The organism is Mobilisporobacter senegalensis (genome assembly GCF_003752155.1).
GTDB lineage: Bacteria > Bacillota > Clostridia > Lachnospirales > Lachnospiraceae > Mobilisporobacter > Mobilisporobacter senegalensis.
The window spans coordinates 478418-498748 of the sequence record NZ_RJVG01000002.1 but is presented as its reverse complement, the minus strand read 5'-3'; the positions used below and the strand labels follow the sequence as shown (position 1 = coordinate 498748).

General features: G+C 33.4%; 23 protein-coding genes. All 23 read right to left on the bottom strand.

Annotated features, from left to right (window positions below; genetic code table 11):
- Positions 1-4: 4 nt before the first annotated feature.
- A complete protein-coding gene (locus EDD66_RS05080; RefSeq protein WP_123608472.1) occupies positions 5-292 on the bottom strand; it encodes a hypothetical protein in 288 nt (95 codons plus the stop codon).
- A gap of 43 nt (positions 293-335) precedes the next feature.
- On the bottom strand, positions 336-821 hold the full coding sequence (locus tag EDD66_RS05075; protein ID WP_123608471.1) for a chemotaxis protein CheD: 486 nt from the start codon (positions 819-821) through the stop codon (positions 336-338).
- 10 nt (positions 822-831) lie between these two features.
- Positions 832-1449: a chemotaxis protein CheC gene (locus EDD66_RS05070; RefSeq protein ID WP_123608470.1), complete on the bottom strand. Its 618-nt coding sequence runs from the start codon at positions 1447-1449 to the stop codon at positions 832-834.
- A 12-nt stretch (positions 1450-1461) separates the two neighbouring features.
- A complete protein-coding gene (locus EDD66_RS05065; protein WP_123608469.1) occupies positions 1462-1920 on the bottom strand; it encodes a chemotaxis protein CheW in 459 nt (152 codons plus the stop codon).
- Between the two features lie 11 nt (positions 1921-1931).
- The gene (locus EDD66_RS05060) at positions 1932-4034 is read right to left on the bottom strand and encodes a chemotaxis protein CheA (RefSeq protein WP_123608468.1); all 2103 of its coding nucleotides are present in this window, start codon (positions 4032-4034) and stop codon (positions 1932-1934) included.
- 1 nt (position 4035) lies between these two features.
- Entirely contained in the window at positions 4036-5106 is a 1071-nt protein-coding gene (gene cheB / locus EDD66_RS05055) for a chemotaxis-specific protein-glutamate methyltransferase CheB (RefSeq protein WP_123608467.1), read from the bottom strand.
- A gap of 1 nt (position 5107) precedes the next feature.
- Entirely contained in the window at positions 5108-5869 is a 762-nt protein-coding gene (locus EDD66_RS05050) for a flagellar brake protein (RefSeq protein WP_123608466.1), read from the bottom strand.
- 94 nt (positions 5870-5963) lie between these two features.
- Positions 5964-6848, bottom strand: a complete 885-nt coding sequence (locus EDD66_RS05045; protein WP_123608465.1) for a MinD/ParA family protein — start codon at positions 6846-6848, stop codon at positions 5964-5966.
- A 3-nt stretch (positions 6849-6851) separates the two neighbouring features.
- Positions 6852-8057 carry a flagellar biosynthesis protein FlhF gene (flhF, locus tag EDD66_RS05040; protein ID WP_123608464.1) on the bottom strand — a complete coding sequence of 402 codons (1206 nt, stop codon included), beginning with the start codon at positions 8055-8057 and terminating at the stop codon, positions 6852-6854.
- Positions 8057-10090 carry a flagellar biosynthesis protein FlhA gene (gene flhA, locus EDD66_RS05035; protein WP_123608463.1) on the bottom strand — a complete coding sequence of 678 codons (2034 nt, stop codon included), beginning with the start codon at positions 10088-10090 and terminating at the stop codon, positions 8057-8059. The genes flhF and flhA overlap by 1 nt, the downstream gene beginning before the upstream one ends.
- 25 nt (positions 10091-10115) lie before the next feature.
- Entirely contained in the window at positions 10116-11228 is a 1113-nt protein-coding gene (gene flhB, locus EDD66_RS05030) for a flagellar biosynthesis protein FlhB (RefSeq protein ID WP_123608462.1), read from the bottom strand.
- Positions 11229-11249: 21 nt separating this feature from the next.
- Positions 11250-12023 carry a flagellar biosynthetic protein FliR gene (fliR, locus tag EDD66_RS05025; protein ID WP_207667750.1) on the bottom strand — a complete coding sequence of 258 codons (774 nt, stop codon included), beginning with the start codon at positions 12021-12023 and terminating at the stop codon, positions 11250-11252.
- A gap of 5 nt (positions 12024-12028) precedes the next feature.
- Positions 12029-12298, bottom strand: coding sequence for a flagellar biosynthesis protein FliQ (gene fliQ / locus EDD66_RS05020; protein WP_123608460.1), 270 nt, complete (start codon positions 12296-12298; stop codon positions 12029-12031).
- A gap of 13 nt (positions 12299-12311) precedes the next feature.
- Entirely contained in the window at positions 12312-13121 is an 810-nt protein-coding gene (gene fliP / locus EDD66_RS05015; protein ID WP_123608459.1) for a flagellar type III secretion system pore protein FliP, read from the bottom strand.
- Positions 13122-13133: 12 nt separating this feature from the next.
- Positions 13134-13508: a flagellar biosynthetic protein FliO gene (gene fliO / locus EDD66_RS05010; protein WP_123608458.1), complete on the bottom strand. Its 375-nt coding sequence runs from the start codon at positions 13506-13508 to the stop codon at positions 13134-13136.
- Between the two features lies 1 nt (position 13509).
- Positions 13510-13872 carry a response regulator gene (locus tag EDD66_RS05005; RefSeq protein WP_123608457.1) on the bottom strand — a complete coding sequence of 121 codons (363 nt, stop codon included), beginning with the start codon at positions 13870-13872 and terminating at the stop codon, positions 13510-13512.
- 85 nt (positions 13873-13957) lie between these two features.
- Positions 13958-15178 carry a flagellar motor switch phosphatase FliY gene (gene fliY, locus EDD66_RS05000; RefSeq protein ID WP_123608456.1) on the bottom strand — a complete coding sequence of 407 codons (1221 nt, stop codon included), beginning with the start codon at positions 15176-15178 and terminating at the stop codon, positions 13958-13960.
- Between the two features lie 6 nt (positions 15179-15184).
- Complete coding sequence (gene fliM, locus EDD66_RS04995) at positions 15185-16162, bottom strand: flagellar motor switch protein FliM (RefSeq protein ID WP_123608455.1); 978 nt, start codon at positions 16160-16162, stop codon at positions 15185-15187.
- A gap of 174 nt (positions 16163-16336) precedes the next feature.
- A complete protein-coding gene (locus EDD66_RS04990; protein ID WP_123608454.1) occupies positions 16337-16849 on the bottom strand; it encodes a flagellar basal body-associated FliL family protein in 513 nt (170 codons plus the stop codon).
- 19 nt (positions 16850-16868) lie between these two features.
- Positions 16869-17672: an OmpA/MotB family protein gene (locus EDD66_RS04985; RefSeq protein ID WP_123608453.1), complete on the bottom strand. Its 804-nt coding sequence runs from the start codon at positions 17670-17672 to the stop codon at positions 16869-16871.
- Complete coding sequence (locus EDD66_RS04980) at positions 17665-18480, bottom strand: motility protein A (RefSeq protein WP_123608452.1); 816 nt, start codon at positions 18478-18480, stop codon at positions 17665-17667. The genes EDD66_RS04985 and EDD66_RS04980 overlap by 8 nt, the downstream gene beginning before the upstream one ends.
- A 128-nt stretch (positions 18481-18608) precedes the next feature.
- Positions 18609-18797: a flagellar FlbD family protein gene (locus EDD66_RS04975; RefSeq protein WP_123608451.1), complete on the bottom strand. Its 189-nt coding sequence runs from the start codon at positions 18795-18797 to the stop codon at positions 18609-18611.
- 62 nt (positions 18798-18859) lie between these two features.
- Entirely contained in the window at positions 18860-20299 is a 1440-nt protein-coding gene (locus EDD66_RS04970; RefSeq protein WP_123608450.1) for a flagellar hook protein FlgE, read from the bottom strand.
- Positions 20300-20331 lie beyond the last annotated feature (32 nt).

Genomic DNA, 20331 nt, shown 5'->3' with positions numbered 1-20331 from the left:
CCTCCTAAGGTTCCAGTTCTTCTCCAGATTCTGAATTTCCCTCTAAGGAGTTGTCATCTTCTGCTACACTAGATAACTCCTCTTTATTATCAGAAAAACTTTCGTTATTATTTGATTGCATTGCAAAGTTAAGTATATTTCTGGCAATCAATCCGATAATATAAAATATAATTAAAACCAATAATAAAGTTTTTAAACTACTTAAAATCTCATTTTGTCTTATAATACTAATCATACAAGTAATTATCCCAGCCAATAAAGTTATGAAAGCCGGTATGTATCTTAATTTCATATTATCCCCTCAATCTGCTTCGTTTTTCGTCTTAAGAATGAAACTATAAGATTTTTATTTCTTTTCCAACTGATTTAATTAATAATTCCCCTGTTTCTGTATAAAATTCTATGGTCCTACCATAATTTTTTCCTGTATCCTCAGCCAAAATCCTTATTTGAAGATCATTTAACTTTTGTTTTGTCGCCTCTACATTTCGTTCCCCAACTCTTAACATATCACTATTTGAACTAAAAGCAAACATCTGGGCTCCTCCGGCAATTTTTGCAACCAAAGAATTTCTATTTGCCCCTTTTTTCTTCATCTCTTCAATCAGAGTCTCAATACCAGTATCTGCAAATTTTGCTTTATTATTATTGTTTTTTATTTTAGTACTGTCTGGTAACATTATATGCGCTAAACCGGCAACTTTCGTTATTGGATCATATAAAACAATACCAACACATGAACCAAGTCCTAATGTGGTTAAAGAATCTGGGATGATACATGTATTTAAGTCAGCCATCCCCACTTTTATCATCTGTCCCATAATTGCACCTCTATAATCCTAATGAAGATAGGATTAAGCTATAGGACTCTATCGTTGGTATTAAAATAAAATATCCATTTACAAACTTATCTGCTTCTCCAAATTGTGATTGAATTAATAATGCCCTGTCTCCAATTTTGCCAAACTCAATAGCCGGTACACTTAAAATAGCGCCAGCCATATCTATTGCCATATAAGGAACGGATGAGGTTATTGTAAGATTTGTTAACGCTGCTAAAGAAGAAAGATATGCTCCGGCTATAATATTACCAATTTCATTTAACGCTGATAATTCCATTTCTGAAAAATCATCAAAATTGTCAACTTCTTTGCCTAAGAGAGCATTCACAAGATGATGTGCAGATTCCTGGTCCAAAATAAACATCATCATACCTTCTGCTTGTCCTTGCAAGGTTAATAAAATACCTACTACCAGTCTTTCAGCTCCTCCAATAATTTCAGAGATTTCCTTAAATTCTAATAGCTCAACTTTTGGGACATTCATATCAATCTTAGTGTTAATGAGCTGAGACAATGCCGTAGTGGCATTGCCTGCTCCAATATTACCAATCTCTCTTAATACATCAAAGTCCATATTATCCATATTATCTAAATTAAGTCCTGACATAGTATCACTCCTTTAATTAATCTCTTTATCGATAATAACTCCTGCGATGTTTAATAATGAGATCAGACCATCTCCATGTTTCCCAATTCCACTTAAATATGATGTTTTCTCATCTTTTGAATTGTGGGTTACTTTTTCAATATCGCTGTCATTTAGTGTTACAACTTCTTTCACTTCATCTACTATAACACCAACTGCAGATTGTGATTCCAGTTTTATAATAATAATTCTTGTAGAATTTGTAAATTCATCTGCTTCCAAACCAAATTTCAAACGAATACTCATAACAGGAATAATTTCGCCTCTCAGGTTTATTACTCCTTTAAAGTATGATTGTGCTTTTGGTACTCTTGTGATTCTTTGCATCCTGACAATATTATCTACATATTGGATATCAATACCATACTGTTCATTACCAATTTTTACAACTATGTATTGTTTTCCATCAATTACACTTATCTTTTCTTCCATAGTAAGCCCCCCTATACTAATGTATTAACATCAAGAATTAATGCTACTTCACCGTCACCAAGTATTGTGGCGCCACCGATTATCTTATTATTATTAATATATTTACCTATTGATTTAATAACAATTTCTTGTTGTCCGATTAGATTATCTACCACAAGACCTGCAAGTCTATCACCTTTTGCCACGATAACAACTGTTAAGCTTTCCGGTTTTTCTTCTCTCGGTGTGACATCTAAGATCTTCTCTAATCTAATTAGCGGAATAACAGATCCTCTTAAGTTGATTACTTCTTTTGTCTGCACATACTTAATCTCAGAATAACTTACATCTTCAATTGTTTGAATGCTGCCAAGTGGAATTGCATATTTCTCATTACCAAGTTCTATCATAAGCGCCTGGATGATTGCTAAAGTAAGAGGTAAGCGAATAATAAAGTTGCTTCCTTCACCAAGTTTTGTTCTGGCTTCTATATCTCCTCCCAGACCTTCGATCTTATTCTTAACAACATCAAGACCTACACCTCTGCCTGAGACATCTGTAATTACTTCCGCTGTAGAGAAACTTGGTCTGAATAGAAGTTCAATTGCATCTTTTTCAGACATGGTATCCGCTTGTTCCTGAGTAATAACACCTTTATTAATAGCACTTTGTTTTACTTTTTCCACATTAATTCCAGCACCATCGTCTTTTACTTCAATAACAACATTATTGCCATCCTGGTATGCGTCTAAATAAATAGAACCTTGTTCTGATTTTCCGGCCGCTTTTCTTTCTTCTGCACTCTCGATGCCATGATCTGCTGAATTACGGAGTAAATGCATTAATGGATCACCGATTTCATCAATTACAGTTCTATCAAGTTCTGTATCTTCACCAGTCATGTATAATTCCATCTGTTTATTTAATTTTTTAGAAAGGTCGCGAATCATTCTTGGGAATCTGTTTACTACACTTTCAATAGGAACCATTCTGACTTTCATTACTGATTCATGTAAGTTTGTTGTTACTCTTTCAAGATATTCAATTTGTTCATTAAATCCTGATTCATGTCTTTCTGCACTTTCTGAACCATTCAATGAAACAAGACCATTCTTGGCTATAATTAATTCACTTACAAGATTCATTAAAACATCTAATTTTTCAATATCAACACGAACAGAACGATTTACTACTGGCTTAGAGTTCTGCTTTGCAGCTGTATTGCCATTTCCATTACGATTTGCTTTTGCAGTATCTTCCTTTATTTGTGCTGCTTCTGTAGCAGTTGCAGTGTTGCCATTATTGCTATTACTGCTACTAACTGTTTCATTAGGTAAATCTATAAGTTCCATTGATTCTAAAAATACTTCTTTTACTTCAGATACATTTAGAATTGCTTGTTTTACAACATCAATTTTTTCCTTTGTAAGAAGTATTACGCTAAAATCAAAATCAAATCTTTCATCTTCGATGTCCTGCACCTCAGGGGATGATTTTATAACATCACCAAGTTCTTCCAATGCTTTAAAAACTAAAAATGCTCTTGCCGCTTTCAGTATACAATTTTCTGAAATATAAACAGTAATGGTATATACATTTTCGCCTATCTCTTTCGCCTTTGTGATTGCATGTCTTTCATGATCTGCTACTGTAAGTTTTTTGATCTTATCAGGAGTTGCTTCTGCTAAAGCACTGATAGACATGGCTTCAACTTGTCCATCTTCTTTCTTGTTTTCAACACCTTTTCCTAAACCTATCTCTAATATCCTGTTAAGGGCCTTAATAATAGCTTCGTTATCATCAGTTCCTTCATCTGCTGCTTCCTGAATATTGGCAAGATAAGATTCCAGGGCATCTAAACCTTTGAACAATATATCTACTAATTCTGCCGTTACATTCATCTTTCCATTACGGATTTCAGAAAATACATCTTCCATATCATGTGTAAGACGCTGCATTCTCTTATAACCCATAGTTCCAGCCATACCTTTTAAGGAATGAGCTGCTCTAAAGATTTCATTAATTGTATCTGCATTATCAGGTTCCTTTTCTAAAATTAATAATTGCTCGTTAAGACTTTGTAGATGTTCTCTTGTCTCATCAATGAAAATCTCTAAATATTGGCTTACGTCCATTTTAATGCACCCCCACGTTTCTTGTAATAGCATCTGCAACTTCACTAAGAGATACAACCTCATCAACTAATCCTGATTCCTTGATTACTTTTGGCATCCCGTAAACTGTGCTCGTTGCCTCATTTTGGGCTATTACATAGATTCTTTTCTTTTGGTCTAATTGTTTGATCCCTTTTGTGCCATCACTTCCCATTCCAGTAAGAACAACACAAGTAATTTCGTCAAAGGTGGAATCTAATAAAGATTCATACATGATATCTGCACAGGGTTTTAAGCCATTTCTAGCTGCTTCTAAGGTAATTGATAACTTATATTCTCCGGAAGCTTGTGGAAGTAATCTCATCTGATAACCACCCTTGGCAATATATACTACACCTTTTTGTATGATGTCACCATTCTCAGCTTCTTTTACTGTAACCTTGCTTAATTCATTTAGACGGGCTGCAAGCGTTTTCGTAAACCCTTCTGGCATATGCTGAACCACTAGCATAGCAGCATCCATATTGGCTGGAAGTTCAGGAATTACTGTCTGAAGCGCTTTTGGTCCCCCTGTGGAACAAGCAAGAGCAATTAATTTAGAAGCTTTTGATTTATTAAGAATCTCTTTATTTCTAACCTTATTAATTGGCTTTGTCTCCTCTATAACAGAATTTGTAATCGGTAAATTCTGATTTGTAGCCAGAGTTAAACATTGAATTAAGCGATTCCTAAATATATCACCTTTGGTCTCAAGAAAACTTATAGGTTTTGTTACAAAATCAAATGCTCCAAGTTCCAAAGCCCGGATTGTTTCTTTTGCATCTTTTTTTGCAACGGTACTTACCACAATAACCACTAATTTAATATGATTTCTCGCTAACTGTTCTAATAATTCCAGCCCATTCATTTTCGGCATATTAATATCCAGCAGAACCGCATCATATTTATTAGAGTTACGTGTTATGAGATCAAATCCCTCTAAACCATTTACAGCTATATCTGATACAGTGAATCTATCATCTGAGTTTATTATATCAGATATAACCCTTCTCATAAGTGCAGAGTCATCTATTATTAAAATTTTTTTCTTCATCTTAAATAAAACCCTTTTCTTTCCATCGAATTTTCCTCTCCTCCTGGAAAATAAATTGTATTATTTCCTCTCGTTGAGTATAATCAATTTCTATAAACTCCACACGATATTCATAATAATCAGACTTATTTATTAATTTTAATACTGATTTTATAAGTCCTACAACAGTTAATTCATGTTCTTTAGTCTGGTTGAATAGGTTAAGTTTTACTCTTAGTCTGTCTCCTTCATTTTCTTCATGGTTGGAATGAAATCGTATTCCTCCGCCACTGATATCATTAGATATTCCAAGAGTCCAGAAGCTTTGAATCTTTTCTAATTCATCCATTATTTCTTGTCTTTCTTCTTGGGACTTAAACTGTTCTTCTTGAATTCTGTTAATATACTCTCTTTCATTCTCTGTTTCAATTCGATATTTAATATCCATAACATAATTTAATCTATAATATTGACGTCTTTGGAATTTTTCAAAATCAGATAAAAACTGAACTGTAACTGCAGAAATATTATTTTCATGGTAACGGTCTACTATTACTGCATCACACTGATAAGGTCCCTTTTTTGTATAAAAGCATAAATGATATCTTTCACCAATCCCTAACAGAATTAGTTTACCTCTTTGGATAGGCATGGCTATGGTAGCCTCGTGCTTTCCAAAATCTAACAATTGGCTGACATATTGTTTCATATCTATCTGATTGATATCATTCAATTTTTTACGTAAATCTATCTTATCACCGATTGAAATTAGATTAGAAAGCATATTTTGACCTCCAAACTAAGCAAAAGGAACCTGCCTGAATATATTTGGTGGAAATTTCAAGTGTGAAAGTTTTTTGTCTCACACTTCGTCCCAGCTACTTCATGGTCTTAACCCTTAAAAGGTTGGAAAATAAACTACTGATTCCTCTATTATGGGACGCCTTGATTGGGATATCATCACTATTTAAATTATTAGCCAGATCAAATATAGCTTTTGATGAAGTTGATGTAGGATAAATGAGAGAGAACGGCTTTTGCTGCATAACCGCTTTTGAAACATTATTATCTTGTGGTATGGCTCCTAAATATTCTAATTGTATATTTAAGAATTTTTGAACAACCACACTTAATTTATGGAATAATTCTTTTCCATCATTTGCTGAAGCAACCCGATTTGTAACTATTTTTATTACTGTATTCTCGTTACAGAATTCTGCATTTTTATTTAACGTTTTCAAGAGTGCATATGCATCTGTAATTGATGTAGGCTCAGGAGTCACTACCAACAGTACTTCTGAACTGGCAATTACAAATTCAAGAACACTTTCAGATATTCCAGCCCCTGTATCAATAATAATGACATCAGCTATTTCATCTAACTCACCGAGATTTTTGGTCAATGATACTATCTGTTCTCTATTCAGATTGGATAATTCCTGTATTCCAGAACCTCCTGAAATAAATCCAATATCTTCAGGGCCTTTTGTTATAATTTCCTTTATATTCTTTCCATGATAAATTAAGTCTGCAAGATTATAAATAGGTCTGATACCAAACATAACTTCAACGTTTGCAAGACCAAAATCTGCATCAATGATGACTACTCTTTTTCCAAGTCTTTTTAACTGAAGCGCCAAATTTACAGAAACACTGGATTTGCCAACTCCTCCCTTTCCACTGGTAACCGTAATTACCCTTGCATTGCTTAATCGTTGGTTGCTCTTCTTAATAATATTTCTGAGATTTTCAGCCTGGTCCATACATCATTTCCCTCCCAACAACTTCTTTGCAATCTTTTGTGGATTTATAAGTCCTATGTCATCAGGTACATTTTGGCCCCATGTGGCGTAAGATAATGGTGCATTTGTCAACATCCTAATATTTAAAATGTTGCCGACACAATTGGTTTCATCTATTTTAGTAAAAATAAGTCTATAATTCGTAATCTCTTGATAAGTCTCTGCAATTCTGATTAAATCGTTGTATTTTGTCGTAGCGCTGAGTACTAAGTACACTTCTTTCTCTTCTTCTTCAATTGCTGAAAGTAATAGTTCAATATCGTCTCTTTGTTCTCTGTTCTTATGAGAACGGCCTGCAGTATCCACTAAAACAAGGTCATAATCTGCAAAAATTTCCCTCGCCTCACGAATCTCTTCCTCAGAATAAACCACCTTAAGTGGTATCCCCAGAATATTAGCATATGTTCTTAACTGTTCTACTGCGGCAATGCGATAAGTATCCGATGTGATTAAAGCTACTTTCGCTTTTCGCTCAAGCATAAAGCTTGAAGCTATTTTAGCTATAGTTGTTGTTTTACCAACTCCGGTAGGTCCAATAAAATATACGAATTTTACCTTACCTGGCTTTATTTCAATATTCTTTGGCTGACCTAATTTCAAAACTATTTTTTGATATATGGTCGCCAATATATTATCTACTGAAACATCCTTATTTAATGTTCTTTCAAAATCTTTAAGAATTTGATTCGCATATTCTTCATCCACTTCATTATTTAAAAGTTGATGAAAAATCAAATTAATATAAGTAGCATTTCTATTCAAATTCTTATTTGGTTCTTCCTGTTTTTCCGGGCTCATTTTTTCATCACGTTTCTCACTCATTTGCTGTTCTAATAGAAATTGTAAACTATTTAGTTTCTCTTCAATGGCTGACGTTCCTGCTTTTGCTTCCACAGATTCTTCTTCTTTAATGATATCCTTAAAATTATCTAAAGATACCTTGGGAACCTGAAAATTTTCATTACTTTTTGGTGCACTTTTTCCTCCGCTATAAGATAAGTTTTCGTCTAAGGCAGCAGTTACCTCAACATTCATCTTTTTAAATATCTTATAAATTCCTTTTGGTTTTACCGTCTTTATATTCATAACAATAGCATCCTTGCCAAGTTCCTCCTTGGCAAGCATGATCGCTTCTGTTTCAGTATTCCCTTGAAATTTTTTAATAACCATTATGCTGTCACCATCCCAACTGATTGCAATTCAACATCAGATTCAATTTCATTATAAGAAATAACAATTAAATCTTTATAATAATCTGAAGTCAATTTTTTAAAATACATTCTTACAATTGGTGAAGTGATTATAATTGGATTCTTTCCCAGGTTTTCCAATTTTGAAACTTCTTCACCTACAGAATGAATGATATCTTGTGTTTTTTCTGGATCCAGAGTTAAATAAGTACCTTGCTCCGTCTGTTTTACTGAGCCCATGATTTCCTGCTCAATTTTAGGATCCAGTGTAACTACACTAGTTGTTTCACTATCCGGAAAATATTTATTGGATATTGCTCTTTTTAAACTTTGTCTTACATATTCGGTCAAAACATCTGTATCCCTTGTTGTAGATGCAAAATCTGCTAATGTCTCAAGTATGGTTATTAAGTCCCTTATAGATATGCCTTCTTTCAACAAATTCTGAAGCACTTTCTGAACTTCACCAATACCAAGAAGTTTCGGTATTAATTCACTAATTAATGTAGAATTGGATTCTTGAACATTGTTGATAAGATTTTGGACATCCTGTCTGGTAAGCAATTCCCCTAAGTTATTACGTATGACTTCAGTTAAATGAGTCGCAATAATAGATGGCGGGTCCACAACGGTATATCCAAGTGATTCCGCTCTTTCTCTTTGGCTTTCCGTAATCCAGATGGCTGGAAGATGGAAAGATGGTTCAAATGTAGGTATACCTGTTATTTCTTCTTCCACGTAACCAGGATTCATAGCCATATAATGATCAAAAAGTATTTCTCCTTCACTCACAGGAGTTCCTTTTATTTTGATTACATATTGATTTGGTTTTAATTGAATATTATCTCTTAAACGTATCATAGGAACAACACAGCCAAGTTCAAGAGCAACTTGTCTACGGATCATGACAACACGATCCAGCAAGTCTCCTCCCTGATTTGTATCCGCCAGAGGAATAATTCCATATCCAAATTCAAGTTCAATAGGATCCACCTGTAACAGGGACGTAACATTTTCCGGCCGTCTGATTTCATCTGCAGAAGACTCATCTGTATTAACTTCTTCTTCAATTCCTGCAATTTCGATTCTGTTAGCTATTACTCGTCCGCTAATGATAAAAAGCAAACCATAAGCGCTAAATACTACTACATTTAACGGTGTGGTAATTCCAAGGAATATCATAGCAGCTCCAACCATGTATAAAACTTTTGGTATGGAGAATAATTGCTTTACAAGGATATCTCCCATATCTGCTTCTTTTGATACTTTTGTTACCAAAATACCTGTAGCAAGGGATATCATTAAGGAAGGAATCTGACTTACCAAGCCATCACCAATGGTTAAAATCGTATATCTGTCTAAAGCTTCATTGAAGCCTAATCCTTGCCTGAACATACCAATTGCGATACCACCGATAAAGTTGATAAATGTTATTACAAGACCGGCAGTGGCGTCTCCTTTAACATATTTTGTAGCACCATCCATCGCTCCAAAGAAGGAAGATTCTTCTTGTATTTTCTCTCTTCTTTCTCTTGCCTGGACATCTGTAATGGCTCCAGTATTTAAATCAGCATCAATTGCCATCTGCTTTCCTGGCATAGCATCTAATGTAAATCTTGCAGTTACTTCTGCTACTCTTTCAGAACCCTTATTAATTACGATAAATTGTATAATAATTAAAACGATATATACAATGATACCTACAATTAAATCTCCCCCACCAACAAAGTTACCAAAGGTAGTTACAACGTTACCAGGTGCCCCTGTAGTTAAAATTAATTTTGTAGAAGAAATATTTAAAGAAATTCTAAATAATGTAGTAAATAACAAAATACTTGGGAAGCTTGACATATTTAAAGCTTCTTGAGAAAATAATGCATTTAACAGGATAATAAGAGCTATTGAAATATTTAAAGCCAATAATATATCTAATAATGCAGCAGGCATAGGAATAATCATGAAAATGATTGCTGACAATAGAAATATACCTAATGCTAAATCTGACTTTTTCATCGGATAATCTTCCTTTCAAATAATTTTAGCTCATCTTATTTTTAAGTCCATATACATAAGCCAATACTTCTGCTACCATTTGATAAAGTTCATTTGGAATCTCGCTATCAAGATCCACATTGTAATACAACATTCTGGCAAGAGGTTTATTCTCAACAATTTCAATTTGATTTTCTCTTGCTATCTCTTTTATCTTCAAAGCCATATAATCAGCTCCCTTAGCAATCACTATCGGTGCTGAATTGGAATCTTTGTCGTACTTAATTGCAACCGCCAAATGGGTTGGATTGGTAATAACAACATCTGCCTGAGGTAGTGCTTGCATCATTCTTCTTTGAGAAGCTTCCCTCATTTTACTTTTTATTCTGCTTTTTATCTGTGGATCTCCCTCAGATTGTTTAAATTCATCTTTTACTTCCTGTTTTGACATCTTCATATCCTTTTTAAACTTCATCTTCTGATAGAAGAGATCTGCAAAACCAATAATCAGAAAAAACATACTGATTTTTAATCCTAAATCGATGGTCATTGACCCAATTAGTTCAATTGCCTGATTTAAAGGAATATCATATAAATTTATTAATGTCGCCCATTCGTCTTTCAGAGCGTCATAGACCACGTAAAACATAAAACCGACTTTAATTACTGATTTTGACAAATCTAATAATTTCTCCATTGATATGATTCTTTTAAAGCCTTTCAATGGATCTATTTTATCAAACTTTGGTTTCAAAGGTTTTGTGGTAGGTTTCCATTTGACCTGTAAAATATTTACCAATATAGCCACAATAATTGTAGAAAGAAAGACTGGAACACTTATGATAATAATTTGTAACAGAATATCAAAAAATAGTGTTCTGGCTGTTGCTACATTGAATTCTGTCTTTGCCAGATCAGGAATTTTATAGTATATAATGCGAAAAGATTCTAAAAATTTAGTACCGATAAATCCAGTAAAAATTCTTAAGATTATGAAAAGTGTGGCCAGAGATGTTGCTGTAATTAATTCTGTACTTCTTGCAACCTGCCCTTCTTCTCTTGCATCATTTAATTTCTTGGTTGTAGCCTCTTCTGTTTTTTCACCACCAGGTCCTTCTTTGGCAAAAAACTGAAGATTATATTTTAGATATTTTTCCATCTATATACCTCTATATTAAAATTAAGGCGACATGGAACGAATTATTAATTTCATCATTTTATCCATCTCATTGAATACAAAATCTGATACATTTGGCAGTAATCCTATCATCAGGAACAAAACAACCAAACCTGCGAATATCTTAAGCTGCATACCAATTACAAACATATTCATCTGTGGTGCTATTTTAGCCATAATGCCCAAAATAATATTTATTAGCAAACTAGATGCAAATATGGGTAAAACAATACGAAATCCAATAATGAAATAATCTACCATGAACTGAATCATGATCAGGTACATATCCGGCCTGAAAATCCCTTCACCAACAGGTATTATCGTATAAGTATCAACAAATGCTATCAAGATATAATGATGCATATTGGTTATAATTAACATAAGCATAACTAAATACATATAAAAATTACCGGTTATGGAAGTTTGGCTCTTAGAAACCGGATCAAAAAGATTGACCATGGATAACCCAATCTCCATATCTATTACCTGTCCTGCAAAATTAAGAATTGCCGTGCATATATTGGCAAAATACCCAAGTAATAAGCCTACTAAAAATTCTTTCAATACAAGAATCCCATATTCTATCTCTGTTTGATAGCTTATCGTCTTTAAATCCACTACCTGGTATAATAAAAAGGCAAGAAATATTGAAAAACCAGTCCTTAGTCTTATTGGTGTATTGGACATACTAAAAAAAGGTGCTACTAAAATAAAAGCTGATATTCTCACAAGTATCAGCAGGAAATATTCAAAATTTTGTAATGTAAAGAATTCCATAATAGTTATCTTATATATTGACTAAAACTGGAATATAATTCTATCATATAATCTGCTGTCGTCTTAAGAATCCATGATCCGCACAGCATCATGACAATAAAAATAGCGATCAATTTGGGAACAAATGTGAGGGTTTGCTCTTGAATTGACGTTATTGTTTGAAATATACTAATAATTAACCCCACTACCATGGATACTAAAAGCATCGGAGATGATACTAATATTATGATCCATAAAGCTTGTCTTGCTATGTCTATTGCAATATCCGGCGTCATTTAATTCACCCTCTTAATAAAATGTCTTAACGAGATTTCCAATAATCAAATTCCAGCCATCAGCCAGAATAAATAATAATATCTTAAACGGCATAGAAATTGTTGTTGGTGGCAACATCATCATACCCATAGACATCAAGGTAGAAGCTACAACCATATCAATAATAATAAATGGGATATAAATTAAGAACCCTATAATAAATGCCGTTCTTAATTCACTTATTATAAAAGAAGGAATCAACACTGTAGTTGGTATATCCTTAATATCATTTACTTCTGTTACATCTGCAATATCCAAAAATAATTTTAAGTCTTTGGTATTCGTCTGCCCATACATGAAATTTCGTATTGGTTCGAGTCCTGCTTCTATAGCTTCTTCCTGGGTTATTTCATTATTGGACAACGGCTTTAATGCAGTGTCATTCACCGTTGTTATTACTGGTGACATAATGAACATTGTTAAGAATAAAGCTAAACCAATAATAATCTGATTGGGAGGTGTAGTCATAGTTCCAATCGCACTTCTTACAAAATGGAGTACCACAACAATTCTTGTAAAAGAAGTCACCATAATTATAATAGATGGCGCTAAAGTAATTATGGTAAGTAACAATAAGATTTCTAAAGTACTGGACAAATTCTGGCTATCGCCGTTATTTGTAAGGTTTACATCCAGTTGCCAGGGAATTGTACTTCCCGCTCCTTCGTCAACATCTGTTGCATATACCGGTGTTGAAAAAATAAAGGTCAAAGTACTTATGAAAATTAACATACCTAAAATTTTTAAAATATTTTTTTTCATTTTAACCAAATATGCTTTCATAAATATCAACCTTTACTTGTTTTTATTATTATCTTTTTTGATTTTTATATTATTTAATATATCTTTAAAATTTATTGGTGCAATTTCACCCTCGCTTTTTATTACCTGGTCAGCATCAAGCTCAGTTATATATTCAATATGATCTTTGCTGACCCCGATTACCACATATTTACCACTTACTTCAATAATCTGAAGAAAACGGTTTGGAGCAATCTTATAAGTTTCAATTACTTTAAAATTACGGTTTTTCAAATTGGTCACAGTAGTAGTACCAACAAATTTTGAAGTAAAATATGCTGCTGCTAGAATTAGTACAAATACTATTATCAGACCAATTAACTGCAATGCATTTTCTAAAGTTGATCCCCACGTTACCAGATATACCATATTAACCCACCGCTTTTTTAACTGCTTCTAATACTCTGTCTGCCTGGAAAGGTTTCACAATGAAATCTTTGGCTCCACATTGAATAGACTCAATTACCATTGCTTGTTGACCCATAGCAGAACACATAACTATATTAGCATTAGGATCTGCAGCTTTTATCTTCTTTAAAGCTTGAATTCCATCCATCTCTGGCATTGTAATATCCATTAAAACTAAATCAGGCTTTGTTTCATTATACTTTTCAACTGCTTTTACTCCATTTTCTGCTTCACCAGCCACATTATAACCATTCTTGGTTAAAATATCTTTAATCATCATTCTCATAAATGCAGCATCGTCACATATTAAAATATTCTTTGCCATTGCAATATCTCTCCTGTCATTTCATTTATTCAATATAAAGCTATGCTTCTATTGTATTTACTTATTTATTTTGCCGGAAAACAAATTACTCTTTAATAATTTCTGTAACCCTTATTCCGAAACTTTCTTCAATAACAACAACTTCGCCTTTTGCAACAAATTTACCATTTACCAAAACATCTACTGGCTCTCCGGCTAATTTATTTAGTTCAATGATAGTTCCTGGTGTGAATTCCAAAATTTCTTTAATAGATTTATTGGATCTGCCTAATTCAACCGTAACTTCAAGGGGTACATCCATAATCAGATCGATATTCTCTTTTTGAGTAAATACATTCATATTATTAGAGAATGCTTGGAATTGTGCCGGTTGTACATTAACGTCCGGTGAAGGCATACCATAAGGCATTTGTCCGCCATAAGGTATCTGTCCGCCCATTGCAGGCATACCATAAGGTATCTGTCCACCCATTGGAGTTCCATAAGGCATTTGTCCACCCATTGGTATTCCCTGTTGTCCCATAGTCTGATTCATTGGTTGAGATGTTAAATCGACTGAAGGTGCTGGTGTTGGATTTGTCGCTTTATTCCTATCCATATTCTTATTATGAGTCTCTGCAAAATTTTTATAAAGTTCTCTTGCAAAGTCAAATGGATATAATTGCATTAATTCACTGTTGACTAAATCTCCAATCTCCATTTTAAATGATACTTTTACAAAGGTTCCTTCTAAGAATTTATTAATATTCTTAATGTCAATGGTATCATTTAAATCAACCAGACTTGCTTGTGGAGGACTAATATCCACTCTCTTTTCCAACATGGATGAAATTGAAGTAGATGCAGATCCCATCATCTGGTTCATGGCCTCACATAAAGCACTAAGGTGCAGTTCTGATAATTCGTCTGATGTATTTGTTCCGTCTCCACCCATCATTAAGTCTGTAATAATTTTGGCATCATATTCTTTTATGATTAAGATATTATTACCCGCTAGTCCGTCTTTATATGATATTTGAACAAAAACACATGGTCTGTCACTATCATCTGTTAAATCACTTAATGTCGCATATGATACTACAGGTGTAGTAATAACCACTTTTTGACTAACCAGAGTTGATAAGGTTGTAGCTGCAGTCCCCATGCTAATATTAGAAATTTCCCCAATGGCATCCTTTTCAGCTACTGAAAGAGAGTCTTCTGTCTGACTCTTATTATTATTTGAATCTGACGGCTCAATAACTTCATCTGAGCCTACTCCATTAAGTAATGCATTTATTTCTTCTTGTGATAACATACCATCCATAACCCTTTACTCCTCCTTTATAATCGATGTAATTCTTGCCGCATAATTCTCCCCTGAAGCTCCTGGTAAGGCTGAAAATTTCTTTATATTACCCACAAAAATATCAAGTTCATCTTCTACCTTTGTATTCAACCGGATAATATCACCTAACTGTAAGTTCAAAAAATCATTCACAGAAATTGAACTTTTACCCAATATAACCCGAATTGGTATCTTCGCCTTTGAAATTGCTACTTCAATTACTTCTTCATATGATTTATCATCTTTTACTTTCATTGTTGAGAACCAATATTTCGTATTCAGCTTATCAATTACAGGTTCCAAACAATCATACGGTAAGCAAATATTCATAAGTCCTTCTACATTACCTATTTTAATATTCATAGTGACAATGGAAGTCATCTCACTTGGTGAAATAATTTGTGCAAATTGAGAGTTTGTCTCAATTCTTTCCAGTCTAGGTTCTATATTAATAACATTCTGCCAAGGATCTCGAAGTAAATTCGTACATATATTCATAATTCTTTCAATAATAATTAATTCGATTTCTGAGAAATCTCTTGATCGTTCCAGGGGTAAGCCATTACCACCTAACATTCTGTCAACGATTGCATATCCTAAATTATCTGCAAGTTCAATTATTATATTACCCTCAAGTGGAGCAAAATTAACGATTCCAAGAAGCACTGGATTAGAAAGGGCATTGGAGAACTCGGAGTAAGTAACTGCTTCTGAATTCACTACCTCAATCTGAACATTCTTTCGAAAATATGCCGGTAAATTTGTTGATAATAACCTTCCATAATGTTCAAAAATTATTTCTAATGTTCTAAGATGTTCTTTAGAAAATTTAGAAGGTCTGGCAAAATCATAATTTTTAATTTGCTTTTCACCAGTATCTTTGAGCTCATCTGTATCTAACTCACCACTACTTATTGCTGCTAACAAATTATCTATCTCGTTTTGCGATAGAACATCGCCCATTACTATTCACCTCCTGGATATCTTAATTAAATTTAATTCCCTCATCTTAAATTTAAACAGTATTCTACTGTAATATCATATCATAATTAATCATTAAGATAAAGTGAAATCATACTAATTTCCTACCTTTTTTCGTAAAATATTACAAAAATATACATTTAATATTTTTTCTGTTTATTGAACAAGCATATTGCTAAAGGAAACATTAATAATAAAGTTCGATTTAAAATAATCCCTTAATTGAGTTAATACTTCTTCTTTTATCTGTTCTTTATTTGCAACTACTTCACTTGCAGTATAATTAGAAAACACATTATTTATAATTTCTTTAATTACACTTTCATTTGTTGCAATCGTTGGACTTAATGTTTCATAATCTTTTGATGTTGTATCAAGTGACAGCGATACTTTAAGTAATGCATAATGAGACTTCGTATCCCCTTCATTTCCTTTTAATGTGATTGTTAATTCATCCTCAATATTATGAATTGCTATATCTTGGACACTTACATTTGAAGATTCTCCATCCGGCGATTCCAATTCCAAATCAATAATGGAAGCCACCTGTGCAATTAATTTATTTGTTTTATTTGATGTTGGAACAACTGCAAAAACTAAAACTGCTGAAAATATTACATTAATTACACAAAGTGCTATAACAATAATACTTAATAAATTTTTTCTCATTATACTCTCTCTCCTACTCTTATTCTTTTACTTCATTATATATTTTTATTTCTACTCTTCGGTTCTTTGCTCGTCCATCTTCCGTTTTATTGGAAGCAATTGGATCAAATTCACTTCTGCCACTGGATTCTAATTTTCTAGGATCAAGCCCTTTTTCATTAATAAAATACTCATATACGGTACAAGCCCTTGCAGTTGACAGCCATAAATTATTTTTATAATTCGCATTTGAAATGGGAATATTATCCGTATGTCCCTCAATAACTATCTGAGCATCACTATATTTTTTAAGAATATCGCCAACCTTACTAAGAATAGGAATTGCATTCTTCTTAATATCTACCTTGCCTGAATCAAATAAAACAGCACCACTTAAAGATATCCTGATAAATTGATTATTCTCATCAATGCCTATATCTATATAATCATCTAAATTCTTTTTATCTGCTATCTTAGAAATATTATCATAGTTCTCTCTGGCTACCTCTTCTAATTTTTCCTGATATGCACTAAGAGGATCTGTTTCATCCTCTTCATTGGTTTCACTTGCTTCCCCCATATTGGTGTAATACTCATCTAAATTATTAAGCTGAGCCGTTCCATTCGATATGAGATTTCCATCTCCTATCCCCTCACCACCTTTTTCAAAAATTGAAAAAGTACTTGAAAACGATTTTACAAGCTGATCATATTTTTCAGCGTCTACAGTGGAAGAAGCAAAAAGTAAAACGAAAAAACAGAGAAGTAAATTCATTAAATCGGCAAATGTATTCAGCCATGGAGCACCAGCTCCAGGTTCTTCTTGTTTTTTCTTTCTAGCCATTCACTTCACCACCTTCATTTCCATTAAAATCCGCTCTACTTGAAGGCGATAAGAAAGATTTCAGTTTTTCTTCTATAACTCTAGGATTTTCACCTGCCTGAATTGATAAAAGACCTTCTACCATTACCTCTTTCATCATGACTTCCCCACCATTTCTAGATTTCAGCTTATTAACAACCGGTATACAAATCCAGTTAGCTAACACTGATCCATAAAATGTAGTTACAAGTGCAACCGCCATATTGGGACCTATGGACTCAGGATCATTTAATGACTTAAGCATATTAATAAGACCAATAAGAGTACCGATCATACCCCAGGCAGGACCCATGGCACCTAACTTATCCCAAAAACCAATAACATCATTATGCCTATCTTCAATACAGTTTAATTCTGTCTCTAAGATACTGCGGACTAATTCAGGATCTGTACCATCTACAATAAGTAAAATTCCTTTCTTTAAAAATTCATCTTCTACCCCATTCGCCGCTTCTTCCAATGCAAGCAGTCCTTCTTTTCTGGCTACATTAGATAAATCAATAATTGTACGAATAGTCTCTACTTCATTTGAAGGAAGAGGTTTTAAAATTAATCCGAAAGAAGCAAGCTTTCCAGCATAAGCTTTTAAACTTGGTTCCATTGTTATTAGCGTCGTAAAAGATCCACCAAAGGTAATTAAGATTGATGGAATGTCAAAGAAATTTGTCAAGTTCCCCCACATCCATGACATTGATTGTTGATCAAACGCAATACCAAATACCATTAACGCAATACCAGCGATTAAACCTATAATTGATGCAATATCCAAATTAGTCACCCACCTAACATAATCTTTTTACTTTCTATTTGTCTTTTGTTTAAATAATATATATAACATTTAAATTTTTTTCATATTTATTCTATATTAAAATTTTGTTAATTTTACAAAAATTTGCATTAATCTTGTTTATATAATTCTTTTTTGTATAATTTTACAAGATTGAATACTTCTTGTCTACTTTCTTTTACAATTAATTTCTTACCTGTTGTAAGAGTAATTACTGTATCTGGTGTTTCCTCAATTGTTTCAATTAAATCATCATTTAATGTAATTTTTATATTACTCATTTTTGTTACTTCTATCATCTAAAACACCTCTTTTTCCAAGTTAAGGGTGGTAAGGAAATACCACCCTTAATTCATTGATATTATCGTTTCAAATTAATCAATTCTTCTAGTAAAGAATCGGAAGTTGTAATAATTCTTGAGTTTGCCTGGAAACCTCTTTGAGTAACAATCATATCAGTGAATTGTGCAGACAGGTCCACATTAGACATTTCTAATACACCTGTTGAAAAATTACCGCCGCTTGCTGAAATATCTTTACCAATACCATCAAAACCACCAGAGTTCTGAGTCTCTGCAAAGCGATTATTACCTACCGCTTCCAGACCTGCTGGATTTGAGAAGCTTGCAACTGCAATTTGGCCAAGTAATTTCTGGTCACCATTATCATATGTACCATAAATCTTACCGGCTGCATCTACGCTGACACCTGTCATATTACCGACTTTTTTACCGGCACCAGTTCCATCTAAACCACCTTTGGTAGATGAGATAGATGATTTACCACTTGTTGCATACATTGTCATTGTTGAGAAGTCTACATCGATTGGTTTATATAATCCCGTACTGGATGAAGTAATTGTAAGTGATGTTGATTTGGCATTAGCAGTTGTTCCAACTTGTACAAAGGCACCGCTACCTGGATTAAATGTAATTGTATTTGTTCCAGCAGTTTGGGTTCCCCCTGTTATCGTAGCTAATCCTGTTTCTTCATCAACTGAACCAACAGTATAAGAAATTCCCCCAAAGGATACAGCAGTAGTAGTAGTTGATTTAACATATTTAGTACCGTCAAATGTTGCAAAAATCGACTTATCATTAGGTCCTAAAATATCAATTAAATTCATATTATATTGACCTTCTATTGGAGGGTTTAACTCTATAAGTTCAAATTTAGCAGTACATAAATTACCAAGATTATCATAGAACTGCATCTGAGTTGGCTTTCCGTCCACAAGTTGTGTATCATTTTGATCAATATTACCTGTAAAATATGTTTTTTCTGTCGCTGCTGGTTCTGTTAATAGATTCTCTGGTGACATAATTCGAAGGGCAGACACTTGGTTTGCAACAATTTTTGTTGGATCTGTTGGGTCTACCTGCCATCCCATAACAGTAGCACCATCAGAAGTACATAATGTACCACCTGCATCTACTTCAAAAGCACCACTCTTTGTGAAATAGTTTGTTCCACCACTATTTACAATAAAGAAAGAATCATCACTAATCATAATATCAAACGGATTGTCTGTTCTTTGTGCTCCACCTCTTGTTGTAATCTGTGTTTTAATAGAGGCTAAGTTAGCACCAAGACCTATCTGCTTCGCATTTTGTCCAGCCGCACCAGTTTGCGCATTTGGTCCGGTTGCACTTTGAGTGGTTTGATAAAAGATATCTGAAAAATTAACTGTACTTGCTTTAAATCCAACGGTATTAACGTTAGAAATATTGTTACCTATAACATCCATCTTGGTCTGGTGTACTCTTAAACCTGAAACACCAGAGTATAATGATCTCATCATAATATTTGACCTCCTAAATCAAAAATGTTCAT